Annotated in this window: 12 protein-coding genes; 9 read left to right on the top strand and 3 right to left on the bottom strand. The window is 63.6% G+C overall.

Going from position 1 to position 13,615, the window contains the following annotated elements; genetic code table 11:
- The first annotated feature begins 56 nt into the window (after positions 1–56).
- Entirely contained in the window at positions 57–1,046 is a 990-nt protein-coding gene (locus OC450_RS32730; protein WP_211387061.1) for a Bug family tripartite tricarboxylate transporter substrate binding protein, read from the top strand.
- Between the two features lie 138 nt (positions 1,047–1,184).
- Entirely contained in the window at positions 1,185–1,610 is a 426-nt protein-coding gene (locus tag OC450_RS32725; protein ID WP_211387060.1) for a hypothetical protein, read from the top strand.
- A gap of 33 nt (positions 1,611–1,643) precedes the next feature.
- Here OC450_RS32725 and OC450_RS32720 read toward each other — a convergent pair whose 3' ends face one another.
- On the bottom strand, positions 1,644–2,612 hold the full coding sequence (locus OC450_RS32720; protein WP_262049395.1) for a helix-turn-helix domain-containing protein: 969 nt from the start codon (positions 2,610–2,612) through the stop codon (positions 1,644–1,646).
- A 513-nt stretch (positions 2,613–3,125) separates the two neighbouring features.
- Between OC450_RS32720 and xoxF5 the strand changes: the two genes are divergently transcribed.
- From xoxF5 to OC450_RS32685, 7 genes are all read left to right on the top strand, one after another.
- Entirely contained in the window at positions 3,126–4,928 is a 1,803-nt protein-coding gene (gene xoxF5 / locus OC450_RS32715; RefSeq protein WP_211387058.1) for a lanthanide-dependent methanol dehydrogenase XoxF5, read from the top strand.
- A 110-nt stretch (positions 4,929–5,038) separates the two neighbouring features.
- Positions 5,039–5,527 (top strand): c-type cytochrome, methanol metabolism-related, encoded by a 489-nt coding sequence (locus OC450_RS32710; protein ID WP_211387116.1) that lies wholly within the window; start codon positions 5,039–5,041, stop codon positions 5,525–5,527.
- Positions 5,528–5,588: 61 nt separating this feature from the next.
- Entirely contained in the window at positions 5,589–6,698 is a 1,110-nt protein-coding gene (locus OC450_RS32705; protein WP_211387057.1) for an S-(hydroxymethyl)glutathione dehydrogenase/class III alcohol dehydrogenase, read from the top strand.
- A gap of 33 nt (positions 6,699–6,731) precedes the next feature.
- Positions 6,732–7,295 carry an S-(hydroxymethyl)glutathione synthase gene (gene gfa / locus OC450_RS32700; RefSeq protein WP_211387056.1) on the top strand — a complete coding sequence of 188 codons (564 nt, stop codon included), beginning with the start codon at positions 6,732–6,734 and terminating at the stop codon, positions 7,293–7,295.
- 627 nt (positions 7,296–7,922) lie between these two features.
- The gene (locus OC450_RS32695; RefSeq protein WP_211387055.1) at positions 7,923–8,375 is read left to right on the top strand and encodes a (2Fe-2S)-binding protein; all 453 of its coding nucleotides are present in this window, start codon (positions 7,923–7,925) and stop codon (positions 8,373–8,375) included.
- Between the two features lies 1 nt (position 8,376).
- Entirely contained in the window at positions 8,377–10,689 is a 2,313-nt protein-coding gene (locus tag OC450_RS32690) for a xanthine dehydrogenase family protein molybdopterin-binding subunit (protein ID WP_211387054.1), read from the top strand.
- 55 nt (positions 10,690–10,744) lie between these two features.
- Positions 10,745–11,005, top strand: a complete 261-nt coding sequence (locus OC450_RS32685; protein ID WP_211387053.1) for a hypothetical protein — start codon at positions 10,745–10,747, stop codon at positions 11,003–11,005.
- A 90-nt stretch (positions 11,006–11,095) separates the two neighbouring features.
- Here OC450_RS32685 and OC450_RS32680 read toward each other — a convergent pair whose 3' ends face one another.
- Positions 11,096–12,835 carry a methanol/ethanol family PQQ-dependent dehydrogenase gene (locus tag OC450_RS32680; protein WP_262049394.1) on the bottom strand — a complete coding sequence of 580 codons (1,740 nt, stop codon included), beginning with the start codon at positions 12,833–12,835 and terminating at the stop codon, positions 11,096–11,098.
- 117 nt (positions 12,836–12,952) lie between these two features.
- Complete coding sequence (locus OC450_RS32675; RefSeq protein WP_256809181.1) at positions 12,953–13,606, bottom strand: ubiquinol-cytochrome c reductase iron-sulfur subunit; 654 nt, start codon at positions 13,604–13,606, stop codon at positions 12,953–12,955.
- Positions 13,607–13,615: the final 9 nt, after the last annotated feature.

The following is a 13,615-nucleotide window of genomic DNA, read 5'->3' as shown; positions in this document are numbered from 1 at the left end:
CGACCATGGCGGGGACGACCTGATGCAGTAGGTTCGGCAAAAATCAGGAGGGAATCATGTCCGCAAAATTCGACCGCCGCCACTTCGTCGCCGCCGGTACCAGCGCACTCGCGATGCCTTTCGTCGCGCGCAGCGTCTCGGCGCAGGCGGCGTGGCCGTCGCGGCAAATTCGCATGATCTGTAGCTATCCCGCCGGCGGACAGACCGACCTGCTCGCGCGCGCCTACGGCGAATTCATCTCCAAGCAGGTCGGCAAGACCGTCGTCGTCGAGAACAAGCCCGGCGCCTCGGGCGCGATCGGCACGGCGGAGGTCGCCCGCGCAGAGCCCGACGGCCACACCATGCTGTGCTCGATCTCGACCACCTACATCATGAACCGCGTGGTAATGAAGAATCCGGGCTACGACATGGACAAGGATCTGACGCTCGTCAGCGTCATTCCGGGCGCCGGCCTGCTGCTGGTGGCGAACCCCAAGACCGGCGTCAAGACGCTGGAGGATTTCGTCGCCTTCGCGCGCAAGAGCGGCAAGGTCAATTTCGGCACCTATAGCGTGGGCTCGTCTCCGCACATGACGATCCACGAGCTCAACAGGCAGTACGGCCTCTCGATCGAGCCGGTCCACTACCGCGGCGAAGCTCCGATGTGGACGGGCATGCTGGAGGGCACGCTCGATGCGGCGATGGGCAGCTTCACTGCTGCGCAGTCGGTCCTGCAAAGCGACCGCGGCACCGTCTTCGCGGTCCATTCGAAAAAGGTCGATGCGATCCCGAACGTGAAGACGTTGCCCGAACAGGGCGCGACGGCGAAGTTCTTCACCGTCAGCGGCTTTTCCGGCTGGGCCGTGCCGAAGGCGACGCCGCAACCGGTCGTCGACCGCCTGGCGGAGCTTTGCGTTGCCGCCAACAACGATCCGAAGGTGAAGGACGTCCTCGCGACCTTCGTGCTCGAACCCGCGATCGGCTTCAAGGAGACCAATGCGTTGTATCAACGCGAGCTGCCGATCTGGATCGAGAGCGCGCAGTCGCTCGGTCTCGAGCCGGCCTGAACCTCGGGTGACGCCGCCGGGCCCCCTCCTGCGTTGCCCGGCGTCCAACCAAAGCCTAGTGTCGAAAGCCCATTCTTCCGCTATGATTTGGCAGCGCTGGCGTGAGATATCAGCGCACGGACGAGAAAGGCCGCTCGCATGACACCGGATGGCGTCGCCGTAGCCGTCATGATCATTCTGCTGTTTCCGATGGGCTATTTCACGCTGGCTTCGCCCGCTTTCCTGCTGGTGAAGCTGGACATCCAGCCCGTCGCCCAGTTGCTGCGCGGAATGTTCAATGCCCATTTTCTGGTGATGCGCGTCGCCGGAATCATCGGAACGGCAGCGTTCCTGCTCGACGGTCGCCTGGTCGCAGCGATCGGCGTCGGCCTGATTGCAGCCCTGGCAATCTGGGGACGCCGCTGGTTCATGCCGCGGATGGACGATCAGCTCAGCGCGAGTGACGCAGGCGATGCCGAAGCCCCGCGTCGGTTGCGGCGGCTGCATTGGAGCGGGATGTTGGGTAACGCGGTCCTGCTCGTCGCTCTGCTCGCCAGCATTCCCTACATCGCCGTATCGGCGTGAGCGAGTCGGCGGGCGGCCGCAGCGAGCGCTCGCCTAAAGCTCGCCCGAGGCCGCAGCACCCTGCTGCGCCTTGTGGATCGAGGACGGCACCACGCCGAAATATTTCCGGAACACCCGGCTGAAATGCGATGAGCTGGAGAAGCCCCAGGAGAACGCGACGTCGGTGATGGTCTTGCCGGCGTGGGCCTCGAGCTCCTGACGGCAGTTCTGCAGGCGCGCCTGCCAGATGTAATCGCTCACCGTGGTGCCGCGCTCGGAGAACAGCATGTGCAGATAGCGCTTGGAGCAGCGGAGCTCGGCGGAAATCTGGTCGATGCACAGGTCCGGATCGCGCAGGTGCTCCCGGATGAAAAATTGGGCACGCACATACATCGCCTCCGGCCCGACGCGATCGAGCATCGTGTCGGCCTCGCGCAGCGGCAGCAGCAAGAGATCGATCAGCGAATCAGCAACGCCGACCGCGCTGTTGGCCGACAGCTTCGCCGCTTCGTCGAAGGTGGCATGAACGAAATCATGCGCAATCCGCCCCGTCCCCGTCCGCGAGGACAGCTTGCAGGCGGGCATCCGCTGCGACGGGAATCCGCGGTCGCGGAGCAGCGCCTTCGGCACGATCACCACGTCATGGCGCGTGAAGGCGGGGCTGATGATCGAATGTGGGCATGAGACGTCATAGGCGATGATGTCGCCCGGGTTCAGCTCGATGTGACGGCCTTCCTGCTCGAAATAAGACACTCCGTAAGTCTGGAAATGAATCTTGATATACGGATGTTCATTGGTCTTGGCGCGCGCCAGCGTGTGCGCGATGCGGTGCTGGCTCACCTCGATCTGGCAAAGCTTCAGGCGCGACACGGAGGTGTAGTCGATGCGGCCTTCGAGCGAGGACGCTTCCAGCGGATCGACGTCGAAATGCCCACACAGGCTCGTCAGCCCGTCGATCCAGCTCTGGATCTGCCGCTTCGGCGTCATGCCGGTCGTCGAGAGCTTGTGAATTGTGTCGGACATTAATCCAGCCACTGGTTTGATCCGGAGATTCTCCGCGAATCGCGACCAGCGCTGCCGGAGCCCTCAGCCGAGATTGCGTGACGTTTACCTCGATTTTGAGCGATCTTCTAGAACGAGCGCCATCGTTCCATTGCCACCCTTGAAACTTAATCCTCCGCCTTAGTGGCAGCGCCGTCAAGGGGAACCTGAGCGTTGAAGGTAGTCCCAACGCGATGCAGAAGCCGCTGAATTCGCTACTGCAAAATCAAAATCTTCGCGTCCGTGCGCTGTCAAGCAAACCGGCTTCTCTCTTGGGCAAGTTTCCCGATGACGAAGTCGTTAGGGATTGCGGCAGGAACAACAAGAACGGGCCGCCCTGCACGTGGACCCGTGGCTCTCATCAGGAGGACAAAACACCACAGCATCGTTTCTGGTCCCAATCGTGACCGCCCTGCACGAGCAGACGCCGGACGAGAAGCCCGGTGATTGAGCAATGCTTCGGAAACAATAAACAATACCAACGGAGGAATAACTATGCGCAAGGTGCTACTGGCGACCCTTCTTGGCTCCGCGGCGGCTCTCGCCGTCGGCGGCGCTTCAGCCAACGACGAGCTGATCAAGATGTCGCAGAACCCAAAAGACTGGGTGATGCCCACGGGCGACTACGCCAATACCCGCTTTTCCAAGCTGAACCAGATCAACGCACAAAACGTCGGCAAGCTCCAGGTCGCCTGGACCTTCTCGACCGGCGTGCTGCGCGGCCATGAAGGCGGCCCGCTGATCATCGGCAACATGATGTACGTCCACACGCCGTTCCCGAACAAGGTCTACGCTATTGACCTTTCAAACGAGAACAAGATCGTCTGGAGGTACGAGCCGAAGCAGGATCCGAACGTCATCCCGGTGATGTGCTGCGACACGGTCAACCGCGGCCTGTCTTACGGCGACGGAAAGATCTTCCTGCATCAGGCCGACACCACCCTGGTCGCGCTCGACGCCAAGACCGGTCAGGTTGCATGGTCCGCGAAGAACGGCGATCCCAGCAAGGGCGAGACGGGCACGTCGGCACCGATGGTCGTCAAGGACAAGGTGCTGGTCGGCATCTCCGGCGGCGAGTTCGGCGTTCAGGCCCACATGACCGCTTACGACATCAAGACTGGCAAGGAGGTCTGGCGCGGGTACTCGGAAGGACCGGACAACCAGATCCTGGTCGACGACAAGACCACCGCGCTCGGCAAGCCGATCGGCAAGGACTCGAGCCTCAAGACCTGGCAAGGCGATCAGTGGAAGATCGGCGGTGGTGCCACCTGGGGCTGGATCTCCTACGATCCCGAGTTGAACCTCGTCTATTACGGGTCGGGCAATCCCTCGACTTGGAATCCGAAGCAGCGTCCCGGCGACAACAAATGGTCGATGACGATCTGGGCGCGTAACCCGGACACCGGCGTTGCCAAGTGGGTCTATCAAATGACCCCCCACGACGAGTGGGACTACGACGGCGTCAACGAGATGATCCTGTCGGATCAGTCGATCAACGGCCAGCCGCGCAAGCTGCTGACGCACTTCGATCGTAACGGTCTCGGCTATACGCTCGATCGTGCCACCGGTGAGCTCCTGGTCGCCGAAAAGTACGATCCGAAGGTGAACTGGACCTCCGGCGTCGACATGGACAAGAACTCGCCGACCTATGGTCGTCCGAAGGTGCTGGACGCAGCTTCGACCGACAAGGCGGGCGAGGACCACAACGTGAAGGGCATCTGTCCGGCCGCGCTCGGCACCAAGGACGAGCAGCCGGCAGCCTACTCGCCGGACACGCAGCTGTTCTACGTTCCGACCAACCACGTCTGCATGGACTACGAGCCGTTCAAGGTGAGCTACACCGCGGGCCAGCCCTATGTGGGTGCGACGCTCTCGATGTATCCGCCGCAGGGTGAAACCCACATGGGCAACTTCATCGCCTGGGACGGCAAGACCGGCAAGATCGTCTGGTCGAACAAGGAGCAGTTCTCGGTCTGGTCGGGTGCGCTCGCAACCGCCGGCGGCGTGGTGTTCTACGGCACGCTCGAAGGCTACCTCAAGGCAGTCGATGCCAAGTCCGGCAAGGAGCTCTACAAGTTCAAGACTCCCTCCGGCATCATCGGCAACGTCACGACCTATGAGAACGGCGGCAAGCAGTATGTCGCAGTGCTCTCCGGCGTGGGCGGCTGGGCCGGCATCGGTCTGGCGGCAGGTCTGACCGATCCGAACGCCGGTCTCGGCGCCGTCGGCGGCTACGCGGCCCTCAGCAACTACACGGCACTCGGCGGTACGCTGACCGTGTTCTCGCTGCCCAACTAGGCCTGTTCAGCATCGCTCCGGCGCGTGGATCAACTCCACGCGCCGGCTCGTCTCACCGAACGCCTTCCGAGGAAAATCTCTTGCGTAAAATCTGCTCTGCCATTGCCGTGATGTTCTTGGTCGCGTCCGGGGGAATCGCCGTCGCGGACGGCTCCGGTGACCCGACTGCCGTCAAGCAGAACGAAACCGGCGAATGGCTCGATAAGGAAGGCAACCCGACCTACAAGGTCACCGACGGATCCGTCGACTGGTACACTTATTCCGGATACCGCCGCTATCACTCGGACTGCCATGTGTGTCACGGCCCGGATGGAATGGGTTCGACCTACGCCCCGGCACTGAAGGATTCGCTGAAGACGATGAGCTACGCCGATTTTCTCGGCGTCGTCGCCTCCGGCCGCAAGAACATCTCGACCGCCGCAGAGAACGTGATGCCGGCCTTCGGCGATAACCCGAACGTCGCCTGCTACATGGACGATCTCTACGTCTATCTGCGCGCCCGCTCCAACGAGGCCTGGGGCCGCGCCCGACCGAGCAAGCACGAGGACAAGTTGGACACCTATACCAAGAACGAAGATTCGTGCATGGGCAAGAAGTGAACGTGCGGAGCCCGACCGGGACCCGGGTCCTGGCGCCCTGCGAGAATTCAAGGAGTTTACGATGAAGACACGTGCCGCCGTCGCTTTCGAAGCCAAGAAGCCGCTCGAGATCGTCGAGGTCGATCTGGAAGGACCGAAGGCCGGCGAAGTCCTGGTCGAGATCAAGGCGACGGGCATCTGCCACACCGACGCCTACACGCTCGACGGCTTCGACAGCGAAGGAATTTTCCCGTCGATCCTGGGCCACGAGGGCGCGGGCATCATCCGCGAGATCGGTCCCGGCGTGACCTCGGTGAAGCCGGGCGACCACGTCATCCCGCTCTACACGCCGGAATGCCGGCAGTGCAAAAGCTGCCTCAGCCAGAAGACCAATCTCTGCACCGCGATCCGCGCGACGCAGGGCAAGGGCGTGATGCCCGACGGCACCAGCCGCTTCTCCTACAAGGGCAAGCCGGTCTACCACTACATGGGCTGCTCGACCTTCTCGAACTTCACGGTGCTGCCGGAGATCGCGGTCGCCAAGATCCGCGAGGACGCGCCGTTCGACAAGAGCTGCTACATCGGCTGCGGCGTCACCACCGGCGTCGGCGCCGTCGTCAATACCGCCAAGGTCACGCCTGGCTCCAACGTGGTCGTGTTCGGCCTCGGCGGCATCGGCCTCAACGTGATCCAGGGTGCCAAGATGGCCGGCGCCGACAAGATCATCGGCGTCGACATCAACGATTCCAAGGAGGATTGGGGCCGCAGGTTCGGCATGACCGAATTCGTCAATCCCAAAAAGATCACGGGCGACATCGTCCCGCATCTCGTCGCCCTCACCGACGGTGGCGCCGACTACACCTTCGACTGCACCGGCAACACCACGGTGATGCGCCAGGCGCTGGAAGCCTGCCATCGCGGCTGGGGCACCTCGATCATCATCGGCGTCGCCGAATCCGGCAAGGAGATCGCCACCCGCCCGTTCCAGCTCGTCACCGGGCGCAACTGGCGCGGCACCGCCTTCGGCGGCGCGCGCGGCCGCACCGACGTGCCGAAGATCGTCGACTGGTACATGAACGGAAAGATCCAGATCGATCCGATGATCACCCACGTGCTCAAGCTCGAGGAGATCAATAAGGGCTTTGACCTCATGCACGAGGGCAAATCCATCCGTTCAGTCGTCGTGTTCTAACTCGAAAGCGTCACCCCCAAGGAGGATCGACCCATGACTGTTGCACTCCATCCCTCGATCGATAACGGCCTCAAACAGGGCAGCGGCAGCTTTGCCGGCGGCACGCTCGCCTGCAAATGCAAGGACCACCAGGTCAAGATCGGCATCAAGGGCGACGTCGCGCACAACCACGCGTGCGGCTGCACCAAGTGCTGGAAGCCGCAGGGGGCGACGTTCTCCGTCGTCGCCGTGGTGCCACGCCAGAACGTCACCGTGCTCGAGAACGGGGACAAGCTCCAGATCGTCGATCCGTCGGCGGTGATCCAGCGCCACGCCTGCAAGGCCTGCGGTACGCACATGTACGGCCGCATCGAGAACAAGGGCCACCCGTTCTACGGCCTCGACTTCATCCATCCCGAACTGTTCCAGGAACAGGGCTCGCAGGCGCCGCAATTCGCCGCCTTCGTGTCCTCGGTGATCGAAGCGGGCGTGAAGCCGGAGCAGATGTCCGGTATTCGTTCGCGCCTGAAGGAAATCGGTCTCGAGCCCTATGACTGCCTGTCGCCGGCGCTGATGGACGCGATCGCGACGCATGTGGCGAAAGCCAAAGCCGCCTGAGCAAGGCCGCCTGACGTTTGCCGCGCCCGTCCGGCTCGCTGGTCCGCCAGCGAGCCGGACGGGTCCGGTCCCGGGACAATCGCGGCGCGGTGCCGCCGCTTCTCCACTCTGCGCATGCGAGGGCCCATTGGTTCCCTCAGTGGCTCCCTCAGTCCTGGTCCCTGAATGACTACGCAGGGCCGCCGGCTTCCTGCTTGAAGTCCGCGGCGCTTGCGTTTCTCCCTCCCTCGACTGAGGCATCCTGCTTCGTCCGCACAGGTCTTCTGGCGGACGAAGCTTTTTTTGTTGTGCCCATTGCGACCGGCGCGCGCGGAGCGAAGCCGCGCCCTGCTTTTGACAAACCTTCGTTGCAATCTTTTCCATCGAAAACACCCGGCTGTGAACGCCGGACCGAGGCGGTCTCTGCTACGACCGCGTCGTGACGATGCCGCGCGAAATTCAATAATCAAGAACAAGACGGGAGGTATCGAGCACATCCAACATCGCGATTCGCATTCCTTTTTCCTGCCGGGATCTGCCCACGCGGGATGACGGCCGGAATGCGCGCGCCACGACGCAGCAGGCATCGAACCGACCGACGTCGGAGAACATCGAAATCGGCAAGCTTATGAAGAGCGAGGGACGATCATGATCAAGGTGAAGATCAACGGCCAGGAACAGAGCTGGGACGGCGACCCGGATCTCCCGCTACTCTGGTTCCTGCGCGACGAGGCCGGACTTACCGGCACGAAGTTCGGCTGCGGCCAGGCCCTGTGCGGCGCCTGCACCGTCATCGTCGACAAGGAGGCCGTACGCTCCTGCATCACGTCGATCAACGACGTCGCCGGGCGCGAGGTCACGACGATCGAAGGACTGCATCCGAACGGCGATCACCCGGTGCAGAAGGCCTGGCGCCAAGTCAACGTTCCCCAATGCGGCTTCTGCCAGGCCGGCCAGATCATGCAGGCGGCGGCGCTGCTGATGGACAACCCGAAGCCGTCGCACGACCAGATCCGCGAAGCGATGTCCGGCAACATCTGCCGTTGCGGCTGCTACCAGCGCATCGAGAATGCGGTCCATCTCGCATCGACGGGAGTGTGACATGAATTTCATCGACAACCCCGGGAAGCTTCGTGGCTTCGAAAAGAATATCCGTGTCGAAAAGGTCTCGCGCCGCAGCATCCTGAAGGGGCTCGGCATCACCGGCGGCTTCGTGCTCGCGGCGCCCGTGATGTCGCGCCAGGCGTTCGCCTATGAGACCGGCGCCGGCAAGATGCCGCACGGCGTCGTGATCGATCCTCGCGTGTTCGTCGCCGTTGCGCCCGACGGCACCGTCACCATCCTCGCGCACCGTGCCGAGATGGGCACCGGCGTGCGCACCAGCCTGCCGCTGATCGTTGCCGAGGAGATGGAGGCCGACTGGGCCAGGGTGAAGGTGGAGCAGGCCCACGGCGACGAGGTCAAGTTCGGCAACCAGGACACCGACGGCTCGCGCAGCACGCGGCATTATCTGATACCGATGCGCCAGATCGGCGCCTCCGCCCGCACCATGCTGGAGCAGGCCGCCGCCAAGCGCTGGGGCGTGCCGGCGACCGAGGTCAAGGCCGTCAATCACGAGGTCGTCCATGGCGCCAGCGGCCGCAAGCTCGGCTTCGGCGAACTCGCAGCCGACGCCGCCAAGGAATCGGTGCCGAGCATCGAAGGCCTCAAGCTGAAGGACCCCAAGGACTTCCGCTATCTCGGCAAGGGCCAGGTCGGCATCGTCGATCTCCACGACATCACCACCGGCAAGGCGCGTTACGGTGCCGACGTGCGTCTCCCCGGCATGAAATACGCGGTGATCGCGCGTCCCCCGGTGACCGGCGGCAAGCTCGTCAAGTTCGATCCTGATGCCGCATTGAAGGTTCCGGGGGTCGAGAAGGTGATGCAGGTCCGCGGCTGGCCGTGGCCGTCGAAATTCCAGCCGCTCGGCGGCGTTGCCGTGATCGCGCGCAACACCGGCGCAGCGATCAAGGGCCGCGACGCGCTGAAGCTGACCTGGGACGACGGTGCCAACGGCAAATACGATTCCGTCGCCTATCGCAAGGAGCTCGAGGAAGCCTCGCGCAAGCCGGGCCTCGTGGTGCGCCAGGAAGGCGACGCCGAGGCGGCCCTGAAGGGCGCGGACAAGGTGCTCGTCGGCGAATATTATCTGCCGCATCTCGCCCATGTCAGCATGGAGCCGCCGGTGGCGGTCGCCGACGTCAAGGGTGACAAGGCGGAGATCTGGGCGCCGGTGCAGAGTCCCGGCGGCACCCGCGAGGACGTCGCAAAAACCCTCGGTATTCCCGAGGGCAATGTCACGGTCAACGTCACCCTGCTCGGTGGCGGTTTCGGCCGCAAGTCGAAATGCGACTTCGCGCTCGAGGCCGCACTGCTGTCGAAGGAGCTCGGCGCGCCCGTCAAGGTGCAATGGACGCGCGAGGACGACGTCCGCCACGACTTCCTGCACACGGTCTCGGTCGAGCGCATCGAGGCGGGGCTCGACAAGAGCGGCAAGGTGATCGCCTGGCGTCACCGCAGCGTGGCCCCGAGCATCGCCTCGACCTTTGCCGCGGGTGAAAAGCACGAGGCGCCCTTCGAGCTCGGCATGGGTCTGGTCGACATGCCGTTCGAGATCGCCAACATCTCTTGCGAGAACCCGGAAGCTGCGGCGTTCACCCGCATTGGCTGGTTCCGCTCGGTCTCGAACATCCCCCGCGCCTTCGCGGTGCAGTCGATGGTGGGCGAGATCGCGCATGCGACCGGCCGCGACCAGAAGGAGACGCTGCTCGCGCTGATCGGCAGCCCGCGCATCGTCAAGCCGGCCGTGAAGGACATGTGGAACTACGGCGAGCCCTTCGACAGCTATCCGATCGACACCGCGCGCCTTCGCAAGGTGGTCGAGCTGGTCGCCGAAAAGGGCGAATGGGGCCGTCAGGTGCCCAAGGGCCATGGCCTCGGCATCGCCGTGCACCGCAGCTTCGTCAGCTACATCGCGACCATCGTCGAGGTGGCCGTCGACGACAAGGGCAAGCTGACGGTGCCACGGGTGGACACCGCGATCGACTGCGGGACCTATGTCAACCCCGAGCGCATCGCCTCGCAGATCGAGGGCGCGGCGATCATGGGGTTGAGCGTTGCCAAATACGGCGAGATCACCTTCAAGGACGGCAAGGTGGAGCAGAAGAATTTTGACGACTTCCAGGTCGTCAGGATCGACGAATCCCCTACGGTGACCAACGTCCACATCGTGCCGCCCGGACCCGACACGCCGCCGAGCGGCGTTGGCGAGCCCGGAGTTCCGCCGTTCGCGCCCGCGCTGATGAATGCGATCTTCGCAGCGACCGGAAAACGCATCCGCTCGCTTCCGCTCGGCAAGCAATTGGAGGCCTAAGACGGAACATAGAACGGCCTCGCGCCGTTTCCATCGATCTGACAGGAGCAGATCGATGACCAACACCTCAAAGGCGCTCGCAGTCTCATTGCTGTCGGGCGCCTTTTTCATGACGACCGCAGGCGCATTCGCCCAGAGCAGCACGACGCCCCCGACGACGGCAACGCGCCCGACCGCGCCGGACCAGACCTCGGTACCCAACGCCGCCGCCCCGCCCGCCTCGACCACCCAGACCACCGGGCAGAGCAGCACCGATCCGAAGGTTCAGGAGATGAACCAGAAGGAGAAAGACAAGGTCGACCGCCAGGGCAAATGAACCACGGTCGCGCAAAGCAAAATGCGGCGGACGTTGCCGTCCGCCGCATTTGCCCCCAGATGCTCCGCCGTCTTCGATCCGAAGCGGAGCTTATTTCTTCAGCGCGAACACCCAGACCACACCGCCCTGCGGCACGTTGGCTTCGATGCCGATATTGTTGGTCACGAGCGCATCCTGGATACGCTGCGCGTCCACGCCCCAGCCCGACTGGATCGCGATGTACTGGGTGCCGTCGATCTCATAGGACACCGGCATGCCCATGATGCCGGAGTTGGTCTTCTGCTCCCACAACAGCTCGCCGGTCTTGGCGTTGAAGGCGCGGAAGTTGCGGTCGTTGGTGCCGCCGACGAAGACGAGATCGCCCGCCGTCGCCGTCACCGATCCGAACAGCTGCGACTTCGGGAAGTTATGCTGCCACACCTTCTTGCCGGTGGCGGGATCCCAAGCCTGGAGCTCGCCGAAATGATCGGCGCCGGGCTTCACCTTCAGACCGATGTCCTCCGGCTTGGTACCGAGCCAGAGCTCACCCGCCTTGAGCGGGACCTTCTCGCCGGTGAAGCCGCCACAGAAATTCTCGTTGGCGGGTACATAGACGAGGCCGGTCTTCTGGCTGTAGGCCGCCGAAGGCCAGTCCTTGCCGCCCCACAGTGAGGGGCAGAACTCGACGCGCTTGCCGATGACCGGCTTGTGCGCGGGATCGACGATCGGCCTGCCGGTCTCGGCATCGATGCCCTTCCAGACATCGGTCGAGACGAACGGCCAGCCGGCGACGTAGTTGATCTTGGTCGGCGTGCGCTCGAGCACCCAGAAGATCGCGTCGCGGCCGGGATGGACCAGGCTCTTGATGCTGCGGCCATCGCGCTGCAGGTCGATCAGCATCGGCGCATCGACCTCGTCCCAGTCCCAGGAATCGTTCTGGTGATACTGGTGATAGGTCTTGATCTTGCCGTTGCTCGGATCGAGCGCGAGCACCGAGGAGGTGTAGAGATTGTCGCCGGGATGCGTCTCGCCGGGCCATGGCGCGGCGTTGCCGACGCCCCAATAGATCGTCTTGGTGTCCTTGTCGTAATTGCCGGTCATCCAGGCCGATCCGCCACCGGTCTTCCAGTCGTCACCCTGCCAAGTGTCGTGACCGGGCTCACCTTCGCCGGGAATGGTATAGGTCCGCCACAGTTCCTTGCCTTCCTTGGCATCGAAGGCGGCGACATAGCCGCGCACGCCGAGTTCACCGCCGGAGCCGCCGACGATGACCTTGCCGTCGACGATCAGCGGCATCAAGGTCATGTACTGACCCTTCTTGTAGTCCTGCACCTTGGTGTCCCACACCACCTTGCCGGTCTTGGCGTCGAGCGCGACCACGTGGTCGTCGGTGGTGGCGAGATAGAGCTTGTCCTCCCACAGACCCACACCGCGATTGGTCGGATGCAGCTGGAACAGGTCGTCGGGGAGCTGCCGCTTGTAGCGCCAGTATTCATCGCCCGTCCTGGCGTTGATCGCGATCACCTGCCCCATTGGGGTCGTCACGAACATCACGCCGTTGTTGACGATCGGCGGCGCCTCGTGACCTTCGACGACGCCGGTGGCGAAGGTCCAGACCGGCGTCAAGTTCTTCACGTTGGAGGTGTTGATCTGGTCGAGCGGGCTGTAGCCCTGCCCGTCATAGGTCCGCCGGTAAAGCATCCAGTTGGCGGGCTCGGGATTTTCCAACCGCTGCGCCGTGACCGGAGAATAATTCTCGATCGGGCCTGACATGGCAGCGGTCGAGGCAAAACACGTGAAGGCGACGAAGCCGGACAGTAACCACTGCTTCCTGGTCGTGGACGTTTTCATGGACGTTCCCCTTTTTCATCCGCGTGAATTCTTGTTTTGAATTCTTGTCGTTCGTCCCGTCGTCCGCCCCTCGGCGGATGCGGCCTCTCGTGACGCGGGCACAACCCGCACCGTCCATCATCCCGGCTGCGCGCCACCTACCTTTCCGATGAAGTTGCCGGCGACGCTGAGCGAGCCGTCAGCCAGCGCCAGCGGCAGCGCCGCGAGCCGTCGCGGCGCCGGCCCGAAGACGACCTGCGCGCCCGCGCGAGGATCGTATTCGGAGTTGTGGCACATGCACTTGAACACCTCCTTGTCGCCGACATCGCTCTTCACCCAGGCCGTGACGGGACAGCCGGCATGCGAGCAGATTGCCGAATAGGCGATGACGCCGTCGACAGCGCGCGCTTTCGTCTGCTCGTCGAGCTCGGCGGGATCGAGCCGGATGATCAGGATCTCGTTGAGGCGCGAGGCGCTGCGCACGACCGATGTCTTCGGGTCTTTCGGCCAGGCATGTACCGGCGGTCCGCCGGCCGACAGATCGGCCGCGGTGACGAGCTTTCCCTCCTGATCGCCTTCGGAGAAGACGAGCAGATCGCCTTTCTGGGGCCGTTCGTCGGAACCGGGCGGATCCTCGCCCGCACGGACTTGCGGGGCACAGCCAAGGCAAGCGGTGGTGGCCAGCGCACCAATCAGGAGCGCCCGCCGCGTTTGCTCCGCGCAGGCGTCAGCTTTGGTTTCCGCTGTGTCGTCGGAGGATGAAGAGGATGTGTTGAACGATGCACTCGACATGCCTGCAAG

Origin of the sequence: Bradyrhizobium sp. Bra78, assembly GCF_024519855.1 — a bacterium.
Taxonomy (GTDB): domain Bacteria; phylum Pseudomonadota; class Alphaproteobacteria; order Rhizobiales; family Xanthobacteraceae; genus Bradyrhizobium; species Bradyrhizobium japonicum_G.
The sequence above is the reverse complement of the archived record's forward strand: the minus strand, read 5'-3'. Positions and strand labels throughout refer to the sequence as shown.

Excerpts from the sequence above, each read along its gene's own strand:
- OC450_RS32730 (WP_211387061.1), top strand. The coding sequence starts at position 57 with ATGTCCGCAAAATTCGACCGCCGCCACTTCGTCGCCGCCGGTACCAGC.
- OC450_RS32725 (WP_211387060.1), top strand. The coding sequence starts at position 1,185 with ATGACACCGGATGGCGTCGCCGTAGCCGTCATGATCATTCTGCTGTTT.
- OC450_RS32720 (WP_262049395.1), bottom strand. The coding sequence starts at position 2,612 with ATGTCCGACACAATTCACAAGCTCTCGACGACCGGCATGACGCCGAAG.
- xoxF5 (WP_211387058.1), top strand. The coding sequence starts at position 3,126 with ATGCGCAAGGTGCTACTGGCGACCCTTCTTGGCTCCGCGGCGGCTCTC.
- OC450_RS32710 (WP_211387116.1), top strand. The coding sequence starts at position 5,039 with ATGTTCTTGGTCGCGTCCGGGGGAATCGCCGTCGCGGACGGCTCCGGT.
- OC450_RS32705 (WP_211387057.1), top strand. The coding sequence starts at position 5,589 with ATGAAGACACGTGCCGCCGTCGCTTTCGAAGCCAAGAAGCCGCTCGAG.
- gfa (WP_211387056.1), top strand. The coding sequence starts at position 6,732 with ATGACTGTTGCACTCCATCCCTCGATCGATAACGGCCTCAAACAGGGC.
- OC450_RS32695 (WP_211387055.1), top strand. The coding sequence starts at position 7,923 with ATGATCAAGGTGAAGATCAACGGCCAGGAACAGAGCTGGGACGGCGAC.
- OC450_RS32690 (WP_211387054.1), top strand. The coding sequence starts at position 8,377 with ATGAATTTCATCGACAACCCCGGGAAGCTTCGTGGCTTCGAAAAGAAT.
- OC450_RS32685 (WP_211387053.1), top strand. The coding sequence starts at position 10,745 with ATGACCAACACCTCAAAGGCGCTCGCAGTCTCATTGCTGTCGGGCGCC.
- OC450_RS32680 (WP_262049394.1), bottom strand. The coding sequence starts at position 12,835 with ATGAAAACGTCCACGACCAGGAAGCAGTGGTTACTGTCCGGCTTCGTC.
- OC450_RS32675 (WP_256809181.1), bottom strand. The coding sequence starts at position 13,606 with ATGTCGAGTGCATCGTTCAACACATCCTCTTCATCCTCCGACGACACA.